This is a genomic window from Cryobacterium sp. W22_MBD10_FK3 (genome assembly GCF_052113745.1).
Lineage (GTDB): Bacteria > Actinomycetota > Actinomycetes > Actinomycetales > Microbacteriaceae > Cryobacterium.
In genome coordinates, this window is record NZ_JBGQOH010000024.1 from 20074 (window position 1) to 41774 (window position 21701).

25 protein-coding genes and 1 tRNA gene are annotated in these 21701 nt (G+C 68.3%); 7 read left to right on the forward strand and 19 right to left on the reverse strand.

Annotated features, from left to right (window positions below):
• Positions 1–32: 32 nt before the first annotated feature.
• The 4 genes from ACEN2M_RS16580 to ACEN2M_RS16595 form a co-directional block, all read right to left on the reverse strand.
• Positions 33–1079, reverse strand: coding sequence for a DUF3048 domain-containing protein (locus ACEN2M_RS16580; protein WP_441649247.1), 1047 nt, complete (start codon positions 1077–1079; stop codon positions 33–35).
• A gap of 142 nt (positions 1080–1221) precedes the next feature.
• On the reverse strand, positions 1222–1425 hold the full coding sequence (locus ACEN2M_RS16585; protein WP_088457037.1) for a cold-shock protein: 204 nt from the start codon (positions 1423–1425) through the stop codon (positions 1222–1224).
• Positions 1426–1648: 223 nt separating this feature from the next.
• Positions 1649–2209: a LytR C-terminal domain-containing protein gene (locus ACEN2M_RS16590; protein WP_441649248.1), complete on the reverse strand. Its 561-nt coding sequence runs from the start codon at positions 2207–2209 to the stop codon at positions 1649–1651.
• 49 nt (positions 2210–2258) lie between these two features.
• A complete protein-coding gene (locus ACEN2M_RS16595) occupies positions 2259–2555 on the reverse strand; it encodes a DUF3263 domain-containing protein (RefSeq protein WP_441649249.1) in 297 nt (98 codons plus the stop codon).
• Between the two features lie 197 nt (positions 2556–2752).
• Between ACEN2M_RS16595 and msrB the strand changes: the two genes are divergently transcribed.
• Complete coding sequence (gene msrB, locus ACEN2M_RS16600) at positions 2753–3154, forward strand: peptide-methionine (R)-S-oxide reductase MsrB (RefSeq protein WP_441649250.1); 402 nt, start codon at positions 2753–2755, stop codon at positions 3152–3154.
• 170 nt (positions 3155–3324) lie between these two features.
• On the opposite strand, the gene ACEN2M_RS16605 is transcribed toward msrB, so the two are convergent.
• From ACEN2M_RS16605 to ACEN2M_RS16615, 3 genes are all read right to left on the reverse strand, one after another.
• A complete protein-coding gene (locus ACEN2M_RS16605) occupies positions 3325–3561 on the reverse strand; it encodes a helix-hairpin-helix domain-containing protein (RefSeq protein WP_441649251.1) in 237 nt (78 codons plus the stop codon).
• Between the two features lie 118 nt (positions 3562–3679).
• A complete protein-coding gene (locus ACEN2M_RS16610) occupies positions 3680–4654 on the reverse strand; it encodes an SDR family NAD(P)-dependent oxidoreductase (RefSeq protein WP_441649252.1) in 975 nt (324 codons plus the stop codon).
• Between the two features lie 42 nt (positions 4655–4696).
• A complete protein-coding gene (locus ACEN2M_RS16615; RefSeq protein WP_441649253.1) occupies positions 4697–5071 on the reverse strand; it encodes a DUF1304 family protein in 375 nt (124 codons plus the stop codon).
• Positions 5072–5173: 102 nt separating this feature from the next.
• On the opposite strand from ACEN2M_RS16615, the gene ACEN2M_RS16620 reads away from it, so the two are divergent.
• Positions 5174–5401: an SHOCT domain-containing protein gene (locus ACEN2M_RS16620; RefSeq protein WP_441649254.1), complete on the forward strand. Its 228-nt coding sequence runs from the start codon at positions 5174–5176 to the stop codon at positions 5399–5401.
• A gap of 3 nt (positions 5402–5404) precedes the next feature.
• On the opposite strand, the gene ACEN2M_RS16625 is transcribed toward ACEN2M_RS16620, so the two are convergent.
• Together ACEN2M_RS16625 and ACEN2M_RS16630 are read right to left on the reverse strand one after the other, a co-directional pair.
• Positions 5405–6028, reverse strand: a complete 624-nt coding sequence (locus tag ACEN2M_RS16625) for a sugar O-acetyltransferase (protein ID WP_441649255.1) — start codon at positions 6026–6028, stop codon at positions 5405–5407.
• A gap of 53 nt (positions 6029–6081) precedes the next feature.
• Positions 6082–6468, reverse strand: coding sequence for a PLDc N-terminal domain-containing protein (locus ACEN2M_RS16630; protein WP_441649256.1), 387 nt, complete (start codon positions 6466–6468; stop codon positions 6082–6084).
• A gap of 142 nt (positions 6469–6610) precedes the next feature.
• Between ACEN2M_RS16630 and ACEN2M_RS16635 the strand changes: the two genes are divergently transcribed.
• Entirely contained in the window at positions 6611–7972 is a 1362-nt protein-coding gene (locus tag ACEN2M_RS16635; RefSeq protein WP_441649257.1) for a chloride channel protein, read from the forward strand.
• Between the two features lie 12 nt (positions 7973–7984).
• On the opposite strand, the gene ACEN2M_RS16640 is transcribed toward ACEN2M_RS16635, so the two are convergent.
• From ACEN2M_RS16640 to ACEN2M_RS16650, 3 genes are all read right to left on the reverse strand, one after another.
• The gene (locus ACEN2M_RS16640) at positions 7985–8482 is read right to left on the reverse strand and encodes a nucleoside deaminase (RefSeq protein ID WP_441649258.1); all 498 of its coding nucleotides are present in this window, start codon (positions 8480–8482) and stop codon (positions 7985–7987) included.
• A 144-nt stretch (positions 8483–8626) separates the two neighbouring features.
• A tRNA-Thr gene (locus tag ACEN2M_RS16645) sits at positions 8627–8699 on the reverse strand.
• 104 nt (positions 8700–8803) lie between these two features.
• Complete coding sequence (locus ACEN2M_RS16650) at positions 8804–9721, reverse strand: DsbA family protein (protein WP_441649259.1); 918 nt, start codon at positions 9719–9721, stop codon at positions 8804–8806.
• A gap of 268 nt (positions 9722–9989) precedes the next feature.
• Here ACEN2M_RS16650 and ACEN2M_RS16655 point away from each other — a divergent pair, with 268 nt between their 5' ends.
• Positions 9990–11087, forward strand: coding sequence for an ABC transporter ATP-binding protein (locus ACEN2M_RS16655; RefSeq protein ID WP_441649260.1), 1098 nt, complete (start codon positions 9990–9992; stop codon positions 11085–11087).
• Between the two features lie 154 nt (positions 11088–11241).
• Positions 11242–12555 carry a DUF4032 domain-containing protein gene (locus ACEN2M_RS16660; RefSeq protein WP_441649261.1) on the forward strand — a complete coding sequence of 438 codons (1314 nt, stop codon included), beginning with the start codon at positions 11242–11244 and terminating at the stop codon, positions 12553–12555.
• 329 nt (positions 12556–12884) lie between these two features.
• Here the strand turns inward: ACEN2M_RS16660 and rlmB are convergent, their stop codons facing one another.
• The 4 genes from rlmB to ACEN2M_RS16680 all read right to left on the reverse strand — a co-directional run bounded on the left by rlmB (position 12885) and on the right by ACEN2M_RS16680 (position 17301).
• Positions 12885–13982, reverse strand: coding sequence for a 23S rRNA (guanosine(2251)-2'-O)-methyltransferase RlmB (rlmB, locus tag ACEN2M_RS16665; RefSeq protein WP_441649262.1), 1098 nt, complete (start codon positions 13980–13982; stop codon positions 12885–12887).
• Positions 13982–15397, reverse strand: coding sequence for a cysteine--tRNA ligase (gene cysS / locus ACEN2M_RS16670; protein WP_441649263.1), 1416 nt, complete (start codon positions 15395–15397; stop codon positions 13982–13984). Before cysS ends, rlmB begins: the two co-directional genes overlap by 1 nt.
• Before the next feature lie 9 nt (positions 15398–15406).
• On the reverse strand, positions 15407–16663 hold the full coding sequence (gene ispD, locus ACEN2M_RS16675) for a 2-C-methyl-D-erythritol 4-phosphate cytidylyltransferase (RefSeq protein WP_441649264.1): 1257 nt from the start codon (positions 16661–16663) through the stop codon (positions 15407–15409).
• 155 nt (positions 16664–16818) lie between these two features.
• Positions 16819–17301, reverse strand: a complete 483-nt coding sequence (locus tag ACEN2M_RS16680) for a CarD family transcriptional regulator (RefSeq protein WP_441649265.1) — start codon at positions 17299–17301, stop codon at positions 16819–16821.
• Positions 17302–17492: 191 nt separating this feature from the next.
• Here ACEN2M_RS16680 and ACEN2M_RS16685 point away from each other — a divergent pair, with 191 nt between their 5' ends.
• Positions 17493–18041 (forward strand): hypothetical protein, encoded by a 549-nt coding sequence (locus ACEN2M_RS16685; RefSeq protein ID WP_441649266.1) that lies wholly within the window; start codon positions 17493–17495, stop codon positions 18039–18041.
• Positions 18042–18137: 96 nt separating this feature from the next.
• Here the strand turns inward: ACEN2M_RS16685 and ACEN2M_RS16690 are convergent, their stop codons facing one another.
• The gene (locus ACEN2M_RS16690; protein ID WP_441649267.1) at positions 18138–18818 is read right to left on the reverse strand and encodes a response regulator; all 681 of its coding nucleotides are present in this window, start codon (positions 18816–18818) and stop codon (positions 18138–18140) included.
• Positions 18815–19969 carry a sensor histidine kinase gene (locus ACEN2M_RS16695; RefSeq protein WP_441649268.1) on the reverse strand — a complete coding sequence of 385 codons (1155 nt, stop codon included), beginning with the start codon at positions 19967–19969 and terminating at the stop codon, positions 18815–18817. The genes ACEN2M_RS16690 and ACEN2M_RS16695 overlap by 4 nt, the downstream gene beginning before the upstream one ends.
• Before the next feature lie 182 nt (positions 19970–20151).
• On the opposite strand from ACEN2M_RS16695, the gene phoU reads away from it, so the two are divergent.
• Positions 20152–20814, forward strand: a complete 663-nt coding sequence (gene phoU, locus ACEN2M_RS16700) for a phosphate signaling complex protein PhoU (protein ID WP_441649269.1) — start codon at positions 20152–20154, stop codon at positions 20812–20814.
• 71 nt (positions 20815–20885) lie between these two features.
• Here phoU and ACEN2M_RS16705 read toward each other — a convergent pair whose 3' ends face one another.
• Positions 20886–21635 (reverse strand): phosphoglyceromutase, encoded by a 750-nt coding sequence (locus ACEN2M_RS16705; protein WP_441649270.1) that lies wholly within the window; start codon positions 21633–21635, stop codon positions 20886–20888.
• Between the last annotated feature and the right edge of the window lie 66 nt (positions 21636–21701).

The following is a 21701-nucleotide window of genomic DNA, read 5'->3' on the forward strand; positions in this document are numbered from 1 at the left end:
AACGGTGCCGGCCGGGCCGGGTGCCGCACCTGTTACGGCACCAGCTCCACACTGCCGTCGTCGGTGGGGACCAGTTCGATCCAGGTGTTACCGGGCGCCAGGTCGATCGTGGCCCCGGCGGCATCGGCGAGCCGGATCGGCGCGGCCGCGGCGTCCTTGAACCAGGTCGCCGGCACCGTCGATCCGTTGGCGGACACCCAGGCCTGGCCCGAACCGATCAGGACGGTGCGGGGCACGTCGCTACCGCGGTCCACCTCGACCCGCAGCACCACGACGTTCGTGGCCCTCAGCTGGGTTCCGGAGGTATCGAGGTCGGCGATGCCGTCCTGGCTGCGCAGGTAGGCCTGGGCAGCCGGGTCCCAGTGCCAGGCGCGCCCGCCGGACTCGGAGAAGCTGGCCACGATCGCGGCGGTCGGGGTGCCGGCCAGGGTCGCCGTAGCCCCTGCAGCGGTGTCGGCATAGTCGAACTGGTCACGAGGCGGGGCGACGTCGGAGTGCAGCTCGACGACGTCGGCCGCCGAGAGCACCACGTTGTGCGGCGCCTCCCTGTCGTCGGCGCGCACGAACAGGCCCGTGGCGTCTTCGTCGAAAAGCACGTTCAGCATCGGTGCGGCCTTCATGGCGTCGACGAACTGAGGTTGGCCGCCCGAGTACGCCACGACGCCGCCGAACGAGCTCAGGATTTCAGGGTCCATCGGGCGGATGGACCGCACGGGACCGACCGCATCCGGCACGTCGGAGTGCCAGATGGCGGCGTAGCGGGTGAAGCCGCCCTCGACCAGCTCTTCGAAGACCAGGTCGGCGCGCTCGAGGCCGATCTGCGGCCGAGCGGCGGGGTGGTTGTCGATCTTCACAGCCAGCGACGGGCGCTCCGCGGCGTCGGCGTCCACCGGAGTCCCCCGCAGCGGCGCGAGCCCGGACCGCGGCGTCAGGCTCGCGGATGCTGTCGGCTCGGGCAGCGGTGCGGAGCAACCGATCAGCCCCAGCCCCAGCCCGGCGGTGATGCACACCGCGGCCGACAGCCGGAGGGGCAGTCGGGATCGTCGGGGAGAAAGAGGGGGCATCCGAAACGCAGTCACGCCACACACCCTAGTTGCGCCTGGTATGTCTGCCTGGCGAGAAGGGTGGTGACGTGACTGCCGATCGGTGGTCGATCGGTGATCGATCGACGATGGTGTTGCTGTCAGCCGGTTGGGCTGTCAGCTGTTCGACGCGTGGTAGCTAGGCCGGGCGTACCGACTCGGCCTGCGGGCCCTTGGCTCCGGTACCGAGTTCGAAGATGACGTGCTGGCCTTCTTCGAGAACCTTGTAGCCGTGCATGTCGATAGCGGAGTAGTGAACGAAGACGTCCTGTCCTCCTCCATCGACAGTGATGAAGCCGAAACCCTTTTCAGCGTTGAACCATTTGACGGTTCCGTTCGCCATGTGAAACTCCCCTAATGCAGTGTTGTATTTCGGCACTCACCCGTTGGTGTTACCGGGCCTGGCGCAGAAACTGCGTCCACCGTCCGTTGAAGAGCGCTCTCAGGGTGAGAGCGCTTCGCCGGAAAGTGAGCGACCACTGCAGACACTAGTGACGGCAGCGAAGTTCAAAAGGGGGTTGACTGCAAGCGCCAATCCCAGTAGGCGGCGCGATCGCGTGGCGAGGTCAGCCGGCGGGCATCACGTAGTCGGCGCCCACGACGACCGTCAAGGTGGCGTCAGAGCCGGCGAAGTCTTCAGAGAGCAACACCGCAGAACCGGGCAGAAGGGCCGCCACACCCCGCGCAGCACCCTCCAGGGTGGGATCCGCGTAATACACGGTCGTCGTAGCGAAGTCCTCGGTGTCGGCGTCGCTGGTGCTTCCGACTGTCCACCCACCATCGGTGAGCACCTCGCCCACCGACCGCGCCACGCCTGTCGTGGGCGTGCCGTTGAGAACCGTGACCCTCGCATTGGGGTCGGTCGTCGGCTCCGCGGTGGGCACCGGCTCGGCCGTCGGCTCGGCAACGGGCGTCTCGGCCTCCACACCGGGGATGGTGAAATTCAGCCGGTTGTTCAACACCGACAGGCCCACTGCGCCCACTCCCACGAGCAGGGCGGTCGCGGCCAGCGCCCACCAGAACGCAACCCACCGTCGCCCCTTCTTGGCGGGTGCGCGATGCGCCCCCACCCGCTCGAGCTTGTGCGGAAGATGATCGAAGCGGTCTTTCGGGTACGAAGTGGGCATTGTCTGTCTAGTTCGTTCCTCGTTTGGCTGAACACACTGCAGGGGGCTCCTACTCGATGGGGCGGATGGCTCGGGCCGATCGCGCCTGCGACCGCGCGTCGCGCATCCGCTGCAGTCGTTTGACCAGCATGGGATCGTGAGCGAGGGCGAGCGGGGAGTCGATCAGGGCACCCAACAATTGATAGTAGCGGGCGGCCGACAGACCGAATTCAGAGCGGATGGCCTGCTCTTTCGCGCCGGGATGCGACCACCAACGCCGCTCGAACGCCAGCAGCTGCACGTCGTGCGTGCCGAGTCCCAGAGCTTGCCCTGCACCCCGGTCGCTCTCGTGCTCGCTGGTCGCCATACGCGTCATCCTATTTGGCCTGGACTGGGTTTTCGCTGACCGGGCCCGCCTGTCGCGGACGCGACCGGCCCGATACCGTCGAGGGTGGGAATCGGCTGGGGAATGGCCCGGCACACCGCTGACGGGAATTCCCCGGGCCCCGGCCGAGTTTACGCTGGAGGCAGTTCTCTGCCGAGACTGGATTGAAAGGACGCACCATGGACTACGAGGTCACCAAGTCTGACGCCGAATGGAAGGCTGAACTCACCCCAGAGCAGTACGAAGTGCTCCGCGGTGCGGCCACCGAACGCGCCTGGACCGGAGAACTCCTCGATGAGGGCCGGTCGGGCATCTACACCTGCGGAGCGTGCAACGCCGAGCTGTTCAAGAGCGGCACCAAGTTCGATTCCGGCTGCGGCTGGCCGAGCTTTTACGAGTCGGTGCGCCCCGAGGCCGTCGAGCTCCTCGAGGACCGGTCACTCGGCGTCGTGCGCACCGAGGTGCGTTGTGCTGCCTGCGGATCGCACCTGGGCCACGTCTTCGACGACGGCTTCGGCACCCCCACCGGCGACCGCTACTGCATGAACTCGATCTCGCTCAACTTCACCCCCGTCGACTAGGCCGGGTTTCCTCCGGCCCAACTGTTGCCCGACCGGACAACTGCACCCGGCACACCGGGCGCACTTGTCCGAATTGGGCACAGTTGGGTCGCTGTCGGGAGCAGACCACAAGGCGAGCGAGCGGGCTAGCGGTGTGAGGCTGACCAGCCGGGTCTGACTCCCGGCGCCTGTCAGCCGTCGCGCAGTAGACGCAACCGTTCCAGAGCCTTCGGGCCCATGCCGTGCAGCCGCCCAAGTGTGTCGAGGTCGGTCGAGCGCAGGTCCGCAAGGGTCAGGATGCCCGCGGCCAGCAGCGCTCGGCGCGCCGGGGCCGGAATGCCCTGCGCCGCCCAGAGCGCTCCATCCGCAGTCGCGCCCGCATCGCCATCCGCGACCGCGCTCGCGTCGTGTTCCGCATCCTCTGCCATCTCCCCAACCTAGGTCTGCGGTTTCGCCTTGGCAACTGTTGCCCAAACGGACAACTGCACCCGGCACACCGGGCGCACTTGTCCGGAACGGCGACAGTTGGGGCGGGGCGAGCGGCGCTCAGGCGAACGCGTTCACACCGGTCAGCTCGGCGGAGAGCGCCCAGAGCCTGGCCGCATCCGCCCGATCGATGGCGTGCGGGTTCACCCCGGCCACCCGGGCGGTGGCACTATCCGGCACGGTGGGTTCGGCGATGTCGCAGTCCTCGCAGTAGACCCCGCCCAGTCCGGCCAGCATCGGCGAGGTGGCCGCCCAGGTTGAGGTCGCCGCGCCCTGCTCTGGCGACTTGAACAGCGAATTCACCGTGCCGTCTGCAGTCATCCAGCCCGCGGCGATCATCTCCTCCCGCGGCAGGTGCCGCTGCAGCTCGGTCATGATGCCGCCCGGGTGCACGGCAAACGCGCGCACGCCGTGGTCGGCGCCGAGGGCATCCAGGTGCACGGCGAAGAGGCTGTTGGCGGTCTTCGCCTGCCCGTAGGCCTGCCACTTGTCGTAGCCGGTCGTGAATTGCGGGTCGTCGAAACGGATGCCGCTGAGCTTGTGGCCGGTCGACGAGAGGGCCACGACCCGGGCGCCGCCCTCGGCCGAGAGCGCGGGCCGGAGCAGGTTCGTGAGCACGTAGTGACCGAGGTGATTGGTGGCGAACTGGGACTCCCAGCGGTCACCGACCCTGCTCTCGGGAGCGGCCATGATCGCGGCGTTGTTGATCAGGATGTCCAGGCTCCGTCCGGTGGCCACGAACCGTTCGGCGAAGGCTCGCACGCTCACCAGGTCGGCCAGGTCGAGGGTGTCGACCTCCACGGCGTTCAGGCCACGGGCGTCCAGGGCGGCCCAGGCCGCCTCGGGGCGCCGGGCCGGCACGATCACCTGGGCGCCGGCAGCGACGAGTGCGGCGACGGTCTCGATGCCGAGGCCGGAGTACCCGCCGGTGACGATGGCCGTGCGGCCGGTCAGGTCGATGCCGTTGAGCACTTCGGTTGCCGTGCTGCGCGCGCCGAAGCCTGTGTTCAGTGCGTGCTGGGGTGTTGTTGTCATCATTCAAGCGTACGCTCGGCGCAGTCGACCGGTGGCCGTGGATCAGAAGGCGAGCGCCGTGATGATCACGAGCAGCGGAAGCCCGGCCTCGGCGATTCCGCTTTTCCAGAGCCGCCGGTCGGTGATGACCAGGACCGGCCCCATGATCACGTGCAGGGCGCACACAGCGAAGATCAACGTGCTCCCGACGGTCTGGTCAATGGGCAGCAGGATCACCCCGATGATGCAGGCGAGGCCGACGAGGATGTTCTCGACCCCCACGTTCACCACCCACAGCCGCACAGGCTTCATCTCATCCGGCTTGATCAGGAACATTCCGTAGAACCGCGGGTTCCGGTAGAAGAAGGCCTCGAGGGTGCCCACCCCGATCAGGGTCAGACCCTGCAGGATGGCGAGAACCTGGGCCACAGCGTTCATGCGGCCAACATATACGCGGCCCGTCGTTCCTGCCAACGCCCGAAACCGGGCTGGCTAGACTCTCGGTGTGCGGCCAGCTCGGCCGTTTTCGGGGGGACCTTGATGCTCAGCAATTTGACCGGTTGGCACGCGCTCATCATTGTGGGCGTGCTCGGTGCCATGGCCCTGGTGGCCGCGGCGATCGTGCTCCTGGTCGTGCGGTTGGACCGTGGGCCACGGTCGGGCGGCAGCGCTGACCGGCTGGCGCAGCTGGATCAGATGCGAGCGCAGGGTCTGGTGACCGAGGCTGAATACGCGGCCAAGCGCCAGGAGATCATCGGGCGGCTCTGACGCTCAGAGCGCGCCGAGACCGACCCTGTCGCCCGGCCCGATTTCGCGCACGACGCGGGCGGGGTTGCCGGCGGCGATGACGCCCTTCGGCACGTCCTTGGTGACCACTGAGCCGGCGCCGATGATGCTGCCCGCACCGATCGTCACGCCAGGGCAGACCACGACGTTGCCGCCCAACCAGACGTCGTCCTCGATGGTGACCGGCGAGACCCGTTCGTAGCCGGCCCGGCGTTCCTCAATGTCGATTGCGTGGCTGGGCGTGTAGAGGCGTGCGCTTGGCCCGACCAGGACGTTGGCACCGATGATGATCTCGCCGCCGCCCAGGGCGAGGAAATCGGCGTTGATGAACGTGTTGGCGCCCACGTGCAACCTGGATCCGTAGTCCAGGTACAGCGGCGGCCGGAAGTCGGCTCCTTCACCCACGCTGCCCAGCATTTCGGTGAAGAGGGCGTGCGCCGCGGGCTGGTCGTCATCGTAGAGCGCGGTGATCTGGCGGCAGGTGCGCTGGGTGCTCGTCGTCAGCTCGGCCAGCTCGGGACCGGAGCGATACCGGTACCACTCCCCCGCCACCATCTTGTCGAATTCGGATCGAGCGGGTTGCTGGGGTGTTTTGTTGTCTGTAACCACAAAACCTAGCGTAGTCGGTTCCGGGGTCGATGAGCGTCAGCGCCCCGACGGGGTCACTGCTCGGCCGCGAGCCGACGGCGCTCGGCCAGCTCCGCCTCGATCCGGCGGATGCGCGCCTGGTCGGCGTGGAAATCGATCTCACGGTCGAGGTCGGCGAGTTCCTCCTCGGTGGTCCGCACCCGCCGCTCGGCCTGGGCCCCAGGCCCCTGGCGGGGCGCGGTCCACTGCTGCGGAGCCGCGAAGCGTGCCCGTTCGGCCGGAGCCGGGTATTCGCGTCCGATCGCGAACCAGAGGATGCTGCCGATCATCGGCAGAAAGACCACCAGAAGCACCCAGACCACCTTGGGCAGGTGCTTCACCTGGCCGTCCTGCCGGGTGATGATGTCCACGAGGGCGCCGATGATGAGCACCAGGAGCACGGCAGAGAACAGCGCATACATGGCGGTCAGCTTAGTGAAAGCGCTATTCGCAAGGCCACCCCCCCGTTGGCGGCTCACTGGAGGGCCTTGCGCTGACGATTCGGCCGGGCCAGCGTGGGCTGGGACTCCGGCACGCCCGCGCCAGACCGAGGAGGCCCGCGACATGAACGCGAACCCCGATCCGCCGGCGCCGCAGACGTCGGCCCCCGACCCGCTGGCGGTGATCCGCTCTCGTGGCTACCTCCGGATCCTCCTGCTCGCGGGGCTCATCGGGGTACCGGTTTCCATCGCCGCCTACGGATTCCTGGCGCTGGTCGACTGGTTGCAGGAGTACCTGTACACCAGCTTGCCCGGCGCCCTGGGATTCGACGGTGCACCGCTCTGGTGGCCGTTCCCCCTTTTGGCGCTGTCCGGGCTGCTGGTGGCGCTGTCCATTCAGCGGCTGCCGGGCACCAGCGGGCACTCGCCGTCGGAGGGATTCAAGACGGGAGGGGTCCCCCGGCCCCGCGACCTGCCCGGCGTGGCCCTCGCCGCACTGGCCACCCTGTCCCTGGGCGCCGTGCTCGGCCCGGAGGCACCGCTGATCGCCCTAGGGGGCGGCCTGGGCGCGCTGGCGATACTCCTGATCAAGAAGGATTCACCGCCGTCTGCCGTCGCCGTGATCGCCTCAGCGGGCAGTTTCGCGGCCGTGAGCACCCTGCTCGGGTCGCCACTGCTCGGCGCGTTCCTGTTGATGGAGGCGTCGGGGTTGGGCGGCGCGATGCTCGGGGTGGGCCTGCTCCCGGGCCTGCTCGCCGCCGGCATCGGCTCCCTGGTCTTTGTCGGCCTGGATTCCTGGACCGGGCTGGGCACGTTCTCCCTCGCCATCCCCGACCTGCCCGCGTTTTCCACCCCCACCGTGGCCATGTTCCTCTGGGCACTCGGTATCGGGATGGTCAGCCCCCTGCTGGCCTGGGGCATCCGGGCGCTCGCGCTGATCGTGCGGCCCGTCGTGCACCGGCATCGGTTGGTCATCTCCCCCGTGCTCGGTCTGGCGATCGCGGGCCTGGCGGTGTTGTTCGCGCAGGTCACCGGTGAGGACACCGCCGAGATTCTGTTCTCCGGCCAGTCGGCCCTGCCGTCGCTCATCACCGACGGCGGCGCCTGGCCGCTCGGCGCGCTGTTGTTGTTGATCCTGTGCAAGTCGCTCGCCTACGGCCTGTCGCTCAGCGCCTTCCGCGGCGGACCTGTGTTCCCGGCGATGTTCATCGGCGCCGCCCTGGGAATCGCGGCCTCGCACCTGCCCGGGATGGAGTTGGTGCCGGCGGTGGGCGTGGGCATCGGCGCGATGTGCGCGTCGATGTTGCGCCTGCCCCTTACCAGCGTGCTCCTGGCCACCGTGCTGCTCACCAGCGACGCCTACGCCGTGATGCCCCTGGTGATCGTCGCGGTGGTGGTGGCGCATGTGGTCACCGGCCGGCTGCCCGAGGCGCCTGGCCGGCGGTTGAGCGGCGTGCTCCCCCACGCAACGGCGTCGGCGGGGTGACCGTGCCCGGGGTCAGTGTGCGGTGTCCCAGAACCCCGCGTGCACGTCGGCGGCCTCGGCGATCAGCGCGGGCCCGGCGACGATGACGGTTCGGCCGCCCCGCGCGAAGACCTCCCGGCAGGGCAGGTCCAGGGTCGGTTCCCCGCCTTGCTCGGGCACCATCGCGCGCAGGACATGCTCCGGCAGCGCGTAGGCGACCCGGCCGATTCCGGCCCAATAGATGGCGCCGGCGCACATGGCGCACGGTTCCGCGCTCGTGTAGAGGGTGCTCGAACGGAGGTCCTCCCCGCTCAGCCGGGCGCCGGCGAGGCGCACCACGTTCGTCTCGGCGTGCCCGGTCGGGTCCCGGTCGGTCACCACACTGTTCAGGCCCTCGATGACCCGACCGCCGCCGGTCACCAGAATGGCGCCGAACGGATGGTTCCCACTGGCGCGCGCCCGTCGCGCGACCTCGATGGCCCCGGCGAGGTGCATCTCGTCGGTGGCCGTGATGAGCGTCAAGTCAGCCATGATGCCGCTTCCGTCGATCCGTCAGCCCAGTTGCCGACTGAATCCACGCTGCCGGTCGGCGCCGCCGGTGTCAATCCGCGGTCGGAGGCTCGTCGTCAGTTCGACAAAAAACCCCTACATCCCGGGCGGGAGTAGGGGCGTGAGGGCCGGCCACGGGACTTGAACCCGTAACCCCCACTTTACAAGAGTGGTGCGCTACCAATTGCGCCAGGCCGGCATGAGGCGGGGTTATTCGCCTCGAGCATTCATCCTAAATCACCCGGCGACCGAATGCCGACGCTATCGCGTGGCCGCCGGCATCCGGTCTGGGCAATGCGCGGATCAACCGGCCGGCGTCGCCGTCGGTTCCGGGGTAGCCGTGGAGTAGGCCTCGCTGGCGGCCTGCAGCACGAAGGCCGCGAACTCCTTGGGGTCATCGAGTGCGCCCACGTACTGTTTGCCGTTGACCAGCACCGTCGGGGTGCCGGTGATCGCCTCAAGCGAAGTGGAGTTCGGAATCGGGCCGCTGAGGGCCCGGTCGGTGGCGTTGAGCACCCAGGCCTTGAACGTGGTCTCGTCGATGCACTCATTGATGGCGGTCAGGTTCTGGCTCACCCCGGAGCTCTTGACGATGTCTTTGATGTCTTCGTCGCTCAGGCCGGCGGTGCCCTCCACCGGCTGGGCGGCGAAGAGTGCCGAGTTGAATGCCAGGAAGTCGTCCGGGGAGGAATCCGCCACGCACGCGGCCGCGTTCGCGGCACGGAGCGAGTACTGGGTGCCCGCGGACTTACTGGTGAGGATGGAGATCGGGTGGATCTCGACGGTGGCGGCACCCGACTCGACCCACTGCGAGATCTGCTCAGCGTTGGTGTTCTCGAATGTGCCGCAGAAGGGGCAGAGGTAGTCGACGTAAACGCGGATGTCGGCGACGGTGCCGGTGGCATCCGGGGTAGACGGCACCAGGTCGGCATCCGGCTGCAGCGCGGGGGTGGTGACGGCCGCAAGACCCTCACCCACGAGGAGTCCGTCACTGGCCATGTTGCGCGGGCCGGGCCCGGCCGGCTGCACCGAGTTGACGATGATCAGCACGATGGCGGTCACCACGGCGATCGCGGCTACCGCGATGCCGCCCTGCAGGAACACCCGGTTGCGGCGATCCCGCTTCTTCTGCTCCACCCGGATCTGCGCTGCCTTCGTGCGCGCGGCGTCGCGTCGCTGATTCTTCGAGGGACGAGGGTCGCCTGGGCCGGCAGTTGTCATGGATGATCGCTCCGAGTTGAAGGGTTGCGCTCGCGGATGTGCGCGATAGCACTCCAAATAGTAGGACCCCAGTCTGGGAAATGACCAACCGGCTCTGCCCGACCTCTCACCGGCCGGGCGCACGGCCCGCCGCGACGTCACCGGCCACGCTCCTCGGGCATGCCATACTAGGAAGGTCTTGCGCTGGTGCTACGTCAGCCGGACAGGCATATCCCATCACAACGGATCGTCCGGCACGTACCTGCCGGTGAAGGAGAATAACGAAATAATGGCTTCAGTAACCTTTGACAAGGCCACCCGCCTGTACCCGGGTTCCACCCGTCCCGCGGTCGACCACCTCGACCTCTCGGTCGCCGATGGCGAATTCCTCGTCCTCGTTGGTCCCTCCGGCTGTGGCAAGTCCACGTCGCTTCGCATGCTCGCAGGTCTCGAAGAGGTCAACGACGGCGACATCTTCATCGGTGAGCGCAACGTCACCGACGTTCCCCCGAAGGACCGCGACATCGCGATGGTCTTCCAGAACTACGCGCTCTACCCGCACATGACCGTCGCCGAGAACATGGGCTTCGCGCTCAAGATCGCCGGCGTCAACAAGGACGAGCGCGCCGCCCGCGTTCTCGAGGCAGCCAAGCTGCTCGACCTCGAGCCCTACCTCAGCCGCAAGCCGAAGGCCCTCTCCGGTGGCCAGCGTCAGCGTGTCGCCATGGGTCGCGCCATCGTGCGTCAGCCCCAGGTGTTCCTCATGGACGAGCCGCTGTCGAACCTCGACGCCAAGCTGCGCGTGCAGACCCGCACCCAGATCGCGTCGCTGCAGCGTCGCCTGGGCGTCACCACCGTCTACGTCACCCACGACCAGACCGAGGCTCTCACCATGGGCGACCGCATCGCGGTGCTCAAGGATGGCGTCCTGCAGCAGGTCGGCACGCCCCGCGACCTGTACGCCAAGCCGAACAACGTCTTCGTTGCCGGCTTCATCGGCAGCCCGGCCATGAACCTGTTCCTGGCCGACGCCGTCGACGGTGGCATCAAGTTCGGTACCGCTACGGTTCCCGTGGCCCGCGACACTCTCGCCGGCGCCACCGGCTCGAAGGTCACCATCGGCGTTCGACCCGAAGACATCCACCTGTCGACCACTGTGGGCGAAGGCCTCGCCGTTGACGTCGACCTGGTTGAGGAGCTCGGCGCCGACGGTTACCTGTACGGCCACTCCACTGTCGAAGGCAAGCGCACCGACATCGTCGCCCGCGTCGATGGCCGCTCGCACCCGTCGGCCGGCGACACCGTCTACCTGACCCCGACGCCGAACCACCTGCACGTGTTCGACGCTGAGACCGGCCTCCGTCTCGGCGGCGCCGTCAGCGACTAAGCCAGTTCGACAAACTCGACCGCCTGCAGTTTCGGCGGTCGAGTTTGTCATATCGGCGCCCGGTAGTCCGTGGCACCGTTCCACCGCGCCACCGAGCCGATTCAGCCCGGGGCGATCTGCGGCCCACCCGGGTCTTTCGATAGTTAGGCTCCTCATGAGCGGTTCTCTCAACATCACCTCGGCGACGGCCGATCCGGCACTGCTTGACCTTCCCTGGAACGTGCCACTGGATGCGTGGCCAAACGAAAACATCGCCTCGCTGCCCAAGGGCCTCTCCCGCCACCTCGTGCGGTTCGCGCACCTGAGTGGCCGGGTCGTGGCCATCAAGGAAACCACCAGCGAAATGGCCAAGCGCGAGTACGACATGCTCCGCACCCTGCAAAGCCTCGAGATTCCCTGCGTGGAGCCTCTTGCCGTGATCACGAACCGCACCGACGAAGACGGCGACCCGCTCAACTCGGTGCTGGTCACCCGGCACCTCAAGTTCTCGCTGCCCTACCGGGCGCTGTACTCCCAGGCACTGCGCCCCGACACGGCGACCCGCCTCGTCGACGCGCTGGCCCTGCTACTGGTTCGCGTGCACATGGTCGGCCTGTTCTGGGGCGACGTGTCGCTGTCGAACACCCTCTTCCGTCGTGACGCCGGCGCGTTCGCGGCCTATCTCGTCGATGCCGAAACCGGGCAGCTCTACCCCGGCGGGCTCTCCAACGGCCAGCGCGAGAACGACCTGGAAATCGCCCGCGTGAACATCGCCGGCGAGCTGATGGACCTCGAAGCCGGCGGCCGCGTCGCCGACGAACTCGACCCGATCAACGTGAGCAACGGCATCGTTGCCGCGTACCGGCTGCTCTGGAAGGAACTCACCGGCTCCGAGTCCTTCGCCAGCAGCGAGCGCTGGCGGATCACCGAGCGGGTCGAACGCCTGAACAACCTCGGCTTCGACATCGAGGAACTGGCGATCAAGACCGACGAGAACGGCACGACCGTGCGCATCCAGCCCAAGGTCGTCGACGCCGGCCACCACCAGCGTCGGCTGCTGCGGCTCACCGGACTCGACGCCGAAGAGAACCAGGCCCGGCGTCTGCTGAACGACCTCGACTCCTACGGGGTGGCCTATGGCAACCCGGATGCCGACGAGGAGATGATGGCGCACGAGTGGCTGGTGCGGGTCTTCGAACCCGTCGTGCGCGCCATCCCGCGTGAGCTCAAGGGCAAGCTCGAGCCGGCCGAGGTGTTCCATCAGCTGCTCGACCACCGCTGGTACATGGCGCAGAACGCGAACCGGGACATCCCCCTGGCCGAGGCCGTCACCTCGTACGTTCAGGATGTGCTGCGTCACCGCCGCGACGAGGCCACCGTGATCGACCCGCCCACCACGCCGATCTCCCTGCCCGACCTGGCTGCGGAGGGCATCGACACCGACGAGGACGCCGACGTCGGCGCCGACGACTGGCGCCTGAACGTCTGACCGCCAACGCCGAGTTGCCGCAAAGTGCCCCTTCAGTAGCTGTGAAGGGGCACTTTGAGCGTTCTCGCGAGAGTTATCCCGGGCGGGATGACAGTTGAGGCCCCTTGAGGGCGCCGCAACTGGCCGCACGTGGCATCTCGCGGTCGCTGGCCCATGGTCTGGCACGCCAGGTGTCGGGGGGGACGGAAACCCGCGGCATCCACCGGCGCGCCCGCATCCCTTTACTCAGCACGCCCTGAACCGGACCGCAGCACCCCGCCACCAATAAGAAACGGCGCAGACCGCCCGCTAAGGGACGATCTGCGCCGTTCGAGCGAGCGAGCCGGCGCTTAGGCCTGGGCGGCCGCCGCAGCCTTGGCGACCTTGGCCGCGAGCGCCTCGGCGCGCAGCTTGGAGATCTCGTACAGCGTGACACCGGCGGCGATCCCGGCGTTCAGCGACTCGGTGTTCGCGTTGATCGGGATCGACACGATGGCGTCGCAGGTTTCGGTGACGAGGCGGGACAGGCCCTTGCCCTCGCTGCCGACGACCACGACGATCGGGCGTTCGGCGTAGCCGATGCCCAGCTCGGGCAGCTGCGTGTCGCCGCCGCCGTCGAGGCCGATCACGAGCATGCCGCGCTCCTTGAGCGCCTTGAGCGTCTGGGTGAGGTTGGGAGCCATGGCCACGGGCAGACGCGCGGCCGCACCGGCCGAAGTCTTCCACGCCGACGCGGTGACGCCCACCGAACGGCGCTGCGGCACGATGACGCCGTGGCCGCCGAACGCGGCGGTGGAGCGGATGATGGCACCCAGGTTGCGCGGGTCGGTGATGCCGTCCAGCGCCACGAACAGCGGCTTGTGGCCGCGGCTGATGGTGAGGTCGAGCAGCTCGATCGGGTGCGCGTACTCGTACGCGGGAACCTTGAGCGCGAGGCCCTGGTGCACGGCGTCCTTACCGGAGAGCCGGTCGATCTCGGGGCGCATGACCTCGAGCACCGGGATGTTGCGGGTGGTGGCGAGCTTGAGGACTTCCTTGACCCGGTCATCCATTTCGATGCGGGTCGCCACGTACAGCGCCGAGGCGGGGATCTTGGCGCGCAGCGCCTCGAGCACGGAGTTGCGGCCGGTGACGACCTCGAACTCGGCATCCGATTTGGCCTTGCGGGTGGACGAGCCGCCGCCGCCGGTGTTGCCGGTGCCGGTGTTGCGGCCGGTGCGCGGGGCGCCCGATGCGCCCGGAGCCCGGCTGCGACCGCCGCCGGCCGCAGCGAAGCGGTCCTTGGCGGCCTTGGCCTTACCCGCGGGGTGGTACGGACGGTCTTCGGCCTTGGGGGTGGGCTTCTTGCCCTCGAGGGCCTGACGGCCCTGGCCGCCGGAACCGACCTGCGGTCCCCTGCTGCCCTTGCGCACCGCGCCGGTGCGCGACTTGCGATCTGTGTTCTTCATCAGTCAAAACTCCAATGTGCACCCGACGGGGTGTCTTCGATGGTAATGCCGGCGGCGACGAGCTCGTCCCGGATACGGTCTGCGGCCGCGTAGTCGCGGCTCTGCCTGGCGGTCTCCCGGTCGTCGAGCAGGCGCTCGACGAGGGCGGTGAGGGCCACCATGGCGGGTTCGTCTGTTGCCACGGCCCAGCCGGGCGACAGGGGGTTGATGCCGAGGACCTCGCTCATCGCGAGAACCTGACCGCGCGCGGCCGCGGCCGCGTGCAGGTCTTCGGCGTCGAGGGCAGCGTTGCCCGCACGCACGGTGTCGTGCAGCACGCCGAGCGCCTGCGGCACCGCGAGGTCGTCGTCCATTGCCGTGGCGAAGTCATCCGGCACGATCTCGACGCCGGACCCGGCGAAGCGGGTGTCGGCCAGACGACGGTCGGCGCGGTCGAGGAAACTCTCGATACGTTCGAGGGCGGCCTCGGCCTCGGCCAGCGAGCCCTCGTGGAAGTCGAGGGTGGACCGGTAATGCGCGGCGCCGAGGTAGTAGCGCACCACGATGGCGCGGGCCTGGTCGAGCAGTTCGGCCGCGTAGACGGAGTTGCCGAGCGACTTGGACATCTTCTGGCCGTTGGTGTTGACCAGGCCGTTGTGCACCCAGAAGTTCGCGAAGGCGTCACCGGCGGCGGTGGACTGGGCCAACTCGTTCTCGTGGTGCGGGAAGCGCAGGTCGAGGCCGCCGCCGTGGATGTCGAACTGCGGGCCGAGGTAGCGGGCGGCCATGGCGGAGCACTCGATGTGCCAGCCGGGCCGGCCGGAGCCCCACGGGGAGACCCAGGCCGACGTGGCCGGTTCGTCGGCCTTGTGCCCCTTCCACAGGGCGAAGTCGCGCGGGTCGCGCTTGCCGCGCGGGTCGGCGTCGGTGGCCGCCTCCATGTTGTCGGGATTCTGGCGGGTCAGCTCGCCGTACGCGGGCCAGCTGCGGGTGTCGAAGTACACGTCGCCGGAGTCGTCGGCGGCCGGGTAGGCGTGACCGTTGTCGATCAGGCGGCCGATGATGTCCTGCATCTCCCGCACGCTGGCGGTGGCCCGGGGCTCGTAGGTGGGCGCGAGGATGCCGAGGCGCTGGTAACCCGCGGTGAACTCGAGCTCGTAGCGGTAGGCGAGCGCCCACCACGCTTCGGTGGTGCCCTTGGCGTTCAGCAGGATCTTGTCGTCGATGTCGGTGACGTTGCGAATGAAGGTGACGTCGTTGCCCCGGTAGCTGAGCCAGCGGCGCAGCTGGTCGTAGACCAGGGCGCTCCGGAGGTGGCCGATGTGGGGGGACGACTGCACGGTGGGTCCGCAGACGTAGATTCCTACCTTGCCCGGAACGATCGGCAGGAAATCGCGAAGGGCCTGGGCCTTCGAGTCGTATAGTCGCATGCTCACTGGTTCAGTTTAGGCGAGAGCCGGTCGGATGCCCTGGTGGACCTGCCCCGGTAGGACCTGTTCCGGCAGGAGCAGTGCGGTGGCCAACGCAGCAATGCCCTCGCCGCGTCCGGTGAACCCGAGCGCGTCGGTGGTGGTGGCCGACACCGACACCGGGGCGTGCAGGATGCCGGAGAGCAGTTCCTGTGCCTCGACCCGGCGCGGGGCCAGCTTGGGCCGGTTGCCGATGATCTGCACGGTGACGTTGCCGACCCTGTAGCCGGCCTCGGTGACCAGGCGCAGGGTCTCGGTGAGGAACACGTCGCCGTGCGCGTCGGTGAGGCGCGGGTCGGCGGTGCCGAAGACCTGGCCGATGTCGCCCAGGCCCGCGGCGGCGAGCAGGGCGTCGCAGATGGCGTGCACGGCGGCGTCACCGTCGCTGTGCCCGGACAGGCCCCGCTCCCCCGGCCAGTGCAGGCCGGCCAGCCACAGCGCTGAGCTCTCGTCGAAGGCATGCACGTCCAGGCCGGTGCCCACGCGGGGCTCGGCGGATGCCGGTGCCGCGGCATCCGCGCCGAGCAGCAGCTCGGCCCGCCGCAGGTCCCATGCCGTGGTCACCTTGAAGGCCAGCGGCTCGCCGGGGATGACGCTGACGGTGTTGCCGGCCGCGGCGACCAGCGCCGCGTCGTCGGTGAGATCCTGCGCATCCGCGGCCGGCAGAGTGGCGGCCCAGGCGAACGCGGCGTCGAGCATGGCACGGGGAAAGCCCTGCGGGGTCTGCACCGCGGAGAGCTGCGACCTGTCGACGGTGCCCAGGATCGTGGTGGCCGCGTCGACGCGCTTGATGGTGTCGACCACGGGCAGGCCGGGCACGATGCCGTGGCCGGTGGCGCGCACGGCGGCCACCACTGCGTCGATCTGGGCGGCGGGGGTGAGCGCCCTGGCGGCGTCGTGCACGAGCACCACGGTGACGCCGGTGCGCACCTGGGCCAGGCCGAGGGCCACGGAGGACTGCCTGGTCTCTCCCCCGGCGACGATGTCGAGGTAGCCTGCCGCGGCACCGGCGACGCCCGTGGCGATCGCGCGGGCATCGGCGAGCTGGGCCGCGGGCGCCACGACGATCACCTGGGCCGGTTCGGCCAGGCCGAACACCCCGGTCAGGGCGTGCTCGAGGATGGGGCGGCCACCCAGGGGCACGAAGGCCTTGGGCTGGTCGCGGCCGAGCCGGCTGCCACTGCCGGCGGCGACAACGATGACCGCGACGGCGGGAACCGGGAATTGCGTCATGTCTGGAGGCTATCTGGTGGGGCGCGGTGAAGCGGGGTGGGAAGGATCGGTGCTGGTGCTGGTGCTGCTGTGCGGGGCGGTGCTGCTGGGCGGTGCTGCTCGGAACGTGCGAAAGGCGGCACCGTCTGGCGCCGCCTGCCGCAGTACACACCGACCTACGAGGCGAGCACCTCGTCGAGCATGCCGGAGGCCCGGTCTTCGTCGGTCTTTTCGGCCAGAGCCAACTCGGAGATGAGGATCTGCCGCGCCTTCGCAAGCATCCGCTTCTCCCCGGCCGAGAGGCCGCGGTCCTGATCGCGGCGCCACAGGTCGCGCACGACCTCGGACACCTTGATGACATCGCCGCTGGCCAGTTTTTCCAGGTTGGCCTTGTAGCGGCGGGACCAGTTCGTGGGTTCCTCGGTGAAGGGAGCCCGGAGCACTTCGAAGACGCGATCAAGGCCGTCTTGTCCGATCACGTCGCGCACACCGACCAGGTCGACGTTCTCAGCGGGAACCTCGATGGTGAGGTCACCCTGGGTGACGTTGAGCTTCAAATACAGTTTTTCTTCACCCTTGATGATGCGAGTTTTCACCTCGGTGATCGTCGCAGCGCCGTGGTGGGGATAAACGACCGTTTCGCCGACTTCAAATAACATGTATTGATATCCCTTCAGCAACGTCTATGATACCACCCCTCCCCCAGCCCCTTCGGGGGTCGTATTTCCCGTGCAGCATGGGCGCACCGGGCCGGGCCGTTCCGTAAGGTAAACTCAACGGAAATCTGCAGCGTTCACGCCACTTGGGCTGAACGCTGAACTCTTGTGGAGGTCTTGTGAGAGCGCGAACCATGGCAACCGTCGTTGTGGCGGCCGGCATCCTGTTGGGCACCAGCGGCTGCAATCTGTTCGCCCCCCAGGCGACGACCATCCACTACGACGCCAGCGACGGCGTCAGCGGCAACCTCGGCGATCTCGCGATCCGCAACGCCATGCTGATCACCGATGACGGCGAGAACGCCAACCTCGTCGTGCACGTGGTCAACGGGGGCGACGACGACATCGAGCTGCTCGTGCAGTACGACGGTGCCGGCGAGAAGGTCGACAAGACCGTCACCATCGACGCGAACGCCACCACCGAATTCGGGATTCCCGGCGGCGAGAGTGTCGCCGTCGAGAGCCTCAACGCTTCCGCGGGATCACTGTTCCCGGTGTTCTTCCAGTACGGCGACCTCACCGGCATCGAGCTGCTGGTTCCCGTGCTCGACGGCACCCTCCCGGAGTACTCCACGCTGGTACCCACTCCGGCACCGGTTCCTACGGTGACCCCGACGGAGCCTGCCGCCGAGACACCGGTGCCCACGGATGCGGCCACACCGGAAGCCACCACGGCCCCGTAACCCGCGCAGCCCCCGAGTCGCGACAAAATGCCCCTTGAGCGTGAGCCAAGGGGCATTTTGACGTATCTGGGGGCGGATGTCCGCCCCCGGGCGGGGTCAGGCCTCGAAGCGATAGCCCAGACCGCGCACGGTGACGAGCATGGTCGGCTCCGACGGGATCGCCTCGATGCGTGAGCGGATGCGCTTGATGTGCACGTCGAGGGTCTTGGTGTCTCCGAAGTAGTCGGTGCCCCACACCCGGTCGATCAGCTGCCCACGGGTGAGCACCCGGCCGGCGTTGCGCAGCAGGAACTCGAGCAGCTCGAATTCCTTCAGCGGCATGTTCACCACGGTGCCGGACACCGACACCGTGTGCCGCTCGATGTCCATCCGCACGGTGCCGGCGGCGAGCACGCCGTCATCCTCTTCGGCCGGGTCGGTGTGCCGGCGGGACACCGCGCGGATGCGCGCGAGCAGTTCCCGGGTCGAGTACGGCTTGGTGACGTAGTCGTCTGCGCCCAACTCGAGGCCCACCACGATGTCGACCTCGGAGTCCTTGGCGGTGAGCATGATGATCGGCACCGCGGACCGGGTGCGGATCTCCCGGCACACCTCGGTGCCGGGGATGCCCGGCAGCATCAGGTCGAGCAGCACCAGGTCGGCGCCGGCCCGGTCGAATTCGGCCAGCGCGCTCGGGCCGTCCTCAGCCACCGTCACCTCATAGCCCTCCCTTTCGAGCAGGAAGCTCAGCGGCTCGCTCAGCGCTTGCTCGTCTTCAACAAGAAGGATTCGGGTCATGGGGTGTCTCCTGTCGCCGCTGACGCGGGGTGGGTCGCCTCTGGCAGGCGGATGGTGAAGGTCGAGCCATGGCCGGGCTGTGACCAGACCCGGATGTCGCCGCCGTGGATCTGCACGACGTGCTTGACGATGGACAGGCCGAGGCCGGTGCCGCCGGTGTTGCGTGAACGAGCCTGGTCCACGCGGAAGAACCTCTCGAAGATCCTGTCCAGGTCGCTCTCGGGGATACCGACGCCCTGGTCGGTGACGGTGATCTCGATCACGCCGTCGTTCACGCGGGATCCCACCCCGACCCTGGAGCCCGGCGCCGAGTAATGCACCGCGTTCGCCACCAGGTTGTGCACGGCCATGACGAGCAGCCTCTCGTCGCCGTAGACCTTGGCGCGGGACTTCTTGCCCACGGCGATGGTGATGCGGTCGGCATCGGCCACGACCCGGTTCTGGTCGATGCCGGCGGCCACGATGTCGTCGATGTCGAGCAGTTCCGGCTGCCGGAGGGCATCCTGGGCCTGCAGCCTGGACAGTTCGATGATCTCCTGGGTGAGCCTGGCCAGCCGGCCGGCCTCGGTGGTGAGGCGGTCGGCGAACCGGCGCACCTGCGCGGGTTCGTCGGCGGCGTGGCCGAGCGCTTCGGCGAGCAGCCCGACGGCAGCGATCGGGGTCTTCAGTTCGTGGCTGATGTTGGCCACGAAGTCCCGACGCACCTCGTCAAGCCTGAACGCCTCGGTGCGGTCCTCGGCGAGCAACAACACGTATCGCGAGCCCAGCCGGGCCACCCGCACCCGCAGATGCATGCTCGCGTCGCCGAACGGACCCCTGGAGAGCACCAGGTCTTCCGAGACCGACTCGCCGGTGCGGCGCACGCCGCGGGCCAAATCGAGCAGCTCCGGATGCGCGATCTGGTCGTTCACGACCAGGCCCATGCTCAGCGCCCCCGGCGAGGACTTGATGACGTTGTTCGACGGGTCGAGCACGACGCCCGCGCTCTCGAGCGCGTCGAGAACCTGGTCGATGCCGTCGGGAACCGCCGGGTTGACCACCTCGGCGGCCCGCTTGCCGTGCCGCTCCGCGACGTAGAGCAGCGTCACGAAGCCGGCACCGACGGTGAGGCCCAGTGCCAGAGACAGCAACACAAGCCAGGTCGATTCCATTTCACCAGATTAGTGACTCTGGCACGGGTCATTCACGACGGCAAGGGTGAGCACACGGTACTTTGGTAACTGTTCAGTCGCACGGCACCTGCCGTTAACCTGCGTTCGCCAGTATTGGCCGGGGGCCAGGCGGGTCTCATGCGTTCGCGCGCTTTGGCGCGACCAGGAAGGACCACAGACATATGCGTGAAGTATTTCAGCAGGAGCTCGCCGAGGTGCAGGACCGCCTCGCCGAGATCGCGCGCCTGGTGGCCATCTCGATCGAGAAGGCCACCCAGGCTTTCAACAAGTCCGATGTGGCGCTGGCCGAACAGGTCATCGCCGACGATGACAAGATCGACGAGCTCACCGTGCAGCTCGACGAGCTGGCCATCACGATCCTCGCCCGGCAGCAGCCGGTTGCCCGTGACCTGCGGATCGTCGTGAGCGCGCTGCGCATCAGCGCCTCGCTCGAGCGGATGGGCGACATGTCCACCCACATCTCCCAGCTGGCCCGGTACCGGTTCCCCGACAAGGTGATCCCCAAGAGCCTGCGCCCGACGTTCGCCGAGATGGGCGCCCTCGACGTGAAGATCGCCAAGATGCTCGCCGAGCTGCTCACCACCGAAGACATGGCGCTGGCGGAGGCCATCCGCAACGAGGACGACAAGGTGGATGCGCTGCACCTGAGCGTGTTCGACGCCGTGCTCGGCGAAACCTGGAAGGGCCAGGCCGCCGACACCGTCGACGCCACGCTCGCCAGCCGGTACCACGAGCGCTTCGCCGACCACGCCGTGTCGATCGCCAAGAAGGTGCAGTACCTGGGCACCGGCGACTGGCACCAGCCGGCGCCGACCGACGCGTAGGTATCGACCCTCGCCATCCACGAAAAAGCCCCCGTCAGCTGACGGGGGCTTTTTCTGTTGGTGAGTGCGTGTTACTTCTTGCCCTGGGCCGCGACGGCGGCGGCGCCGGCAGCGGCAGCAGCGGGGTCGAGGTACTCGCCGGCACCGATCGGCTTGAGGTCTTCGTCGAGGCGGTAGACCAGCGGGATGCCGGTGGGGATGTTCAGCTCGGCGATGTCGGCGTCGGAGATGCCGTCGAGGTGCTTGACCAGTGCACGCAGCGAGTTGCCGTGCGCGGTGACGAGGACGGTCTTGCCGGTGCGGAGGTCGGCCGCGATGTCGGACTCCCAGTAGGGCAGCATCCGCGCGATGACGTCCTTGAGGCTCTCGGTGCGGGGCAGGTCGTCGCCGAGGTCCGCGTAGCGGGCGTCGTTGGCCTGCGACCACTCGGAGGAGTCGTCGAGCAGGGGCGGCGGCACGTCGAACGAACGGCGCCAGGTCTGGAACTGCTCGGGGCCGTACGTGGCCAGGGTCTCGGCCTTGTCCAGGCCCTGCAGGGCGCCGTAGTGGCGCTCGTTGAGGCGCCAGGAGCGCTTGACGTCGATCCACAGGCGGTCGGCTTCTTCGAGCGCGATGTTCGCGGTCTGGATGGCGCGGGTGAGCACCGAGGTGTGCAGGATGTCCGGCAGCAGGCCGGACTCGGCCAGCAGCTCGCCGGCGCGCAGCGCCTCGGCCCGGCCCTGGTCGCTCAGACGCACATCCACCCAACCGGTGAAGAGGTTTTGCTGGTTCCAGGTGCTGTTGCCGTGGCGGAGGAGGATGAGGGTATAGGGAGCAGACATGCTCCAACTCTAGCGAGGCGCACCTGGACACGCCGCACCGGAGGGCGTGACGAAAGTCCCGCCGGA

Coding starts and splice junctions, on each gene's coding strand:
- ACEN2M_RS16585 (WP_088457037.1), bottom strand. CDS start 1,425: ATGGCGAACGGAACCGTCAAATGGTTCAACGCTGAAAAGGGTTTCGGC.
- ACEN2M_RS16590 (WP_441649248.1), bottom strand. CDS start 2,209: ATGCCCACTTCGTACCCGAAAGACCGCTTCGATCATCTTCCGCACAAG.
- ACEN2M_RS16595 (WP_441649249.1), bottom strand. CDS start 2,555: ATGGCGACCAGCGAGCACGAGAGCGACCGGGGTGCAGGGCAAGCTCTG.
- msrB (WP_441649250.1), top strand. CDS start 2,753: ATGGACTACGAGGTCACCAAGTCTGACGCCGAATGGAAGGCTGAACTC.
- ACEN2M_RS16605 (WP_441649251.1), bottom strand. CDS start 3,561: ATGGCAGAGGATGCGGAACACGACGCGAGCGCGGTCGCGGATGGCGAT.
- ACEN2M_RS16610 (WP_441649252.1), bottom strand. CDS start 4,654: ATGACAACAACACCCCAGCACGCACTGAACACAGGCTTCGGCGCGCGC.
- ACEN2M_RS16615 (WP_441649253.1), bottom strand. CDS start 5,071: ATGAACGCTGTGGCCCAGGTTCTCGCCATCCTGCAGGGTCTGACCCTG.
- ACEN2M_RS16620 (WP_441649254.1), top strand. CDS start 5,174: ATGCTCAGCAATTTGACCGGTTGGCACGCGCTCATCATTGTGGGCGTG.
- ACEN2M_RS16630 (WP_441649256.1), bottom strand. CDS start 6,468: ATGTATGCGCTGTTCTCTGCCGTGCTCCTGGTGCTCATCATCGGCGCC.
- ACEN2M_RS16635 (WP_441649257.1), top strand. CDS start 6,611: ATGAACGCGAACCCCGATCCGCCGGCGCCGCAGACGTCGGCCCCCGAC.
- ACEN2M_RS16640 (WP_441649258.1), bottom strand. CDS start 8,482: ATGGCTGACTTGACGCTCATCACGGCCACCGACGAGATGCACCTCGCC.
- ACEN2M_RS16650 (WP_441649259.1), bottom strand. CDS start 9,721: ATGACAACTGCCGGCCCAGGCGACCCTCGTCCCTCGAAGAATCAGCGA.
- ACEN2M_RS16655 (WP_441649260.1), top strand. CDS start 9,990: ATGGCTTCAGTAACCTTTGACAAGGCCACCCGCCTGTACCCGGGTTCC.
- ACEN2M_RS16660 (WP_441649261.1), top strand. CDS start 11,242: ATGAGCGGTTCTCTCAACATCACCTCGGCGACGGCCGATCCGGCACTG.
- rlmB (WP_441649262.1), bottom strand. CDS start 13,982: ATGAAGAACACAGATCGCAAGTCGCGCACCGGCGCGGTGCGCAAGGGC.
- ispD (WP_441649264.1), bottom strand. CDS start 16,663: ATGACGCAATTCCCGGTTCCCGCCGTCGCGGTCATCGTTGTCGCCGCC.
- ACEN2M_RS16680 (WP_441649265.1), bottom strand. CDS start 17,301: ATGTTATTTGAAGTCGGCGAAACGGTCGTTTATCCCCACCACGGCGCT.
- ACEN2M_RS16685 (WP_441649266.1), top strand. CDS start 17,493: ATGGCAACCGTCGTTGTGGCGGCCGGCATCCTGTTGGGCACCAGCGGC.
- ACEN2M_RS16690 (WP_441649267.1), bottom strand. CDS start 18,818: ATGACCCGAATCCTTCTTGTTGAAGACGAGCAAGCGCTGAGCGAGCCG.
- ACEN2M_RS16695 (WP_441649268.1), bottom strand. CDS start 19,969: ATGGAATCGACCTGGCTTGTGTTGCTGTCTCTGGCACTGGGCCTCACC.
- phoU (WP_441649269.1), top strand. CDS start 20,152: ATGCGTGAAGTATTTCAGCAGGAGCTCGCCGAGGTGCAGGACCGCCTC.
- ACEN2M_RS16705 (WP_441649270.1), bottom strand. CDS start 21,635: ATGTCTGCTCCCTATACCCTCATCCTCCTCCGCCACGGCAACAGCACC.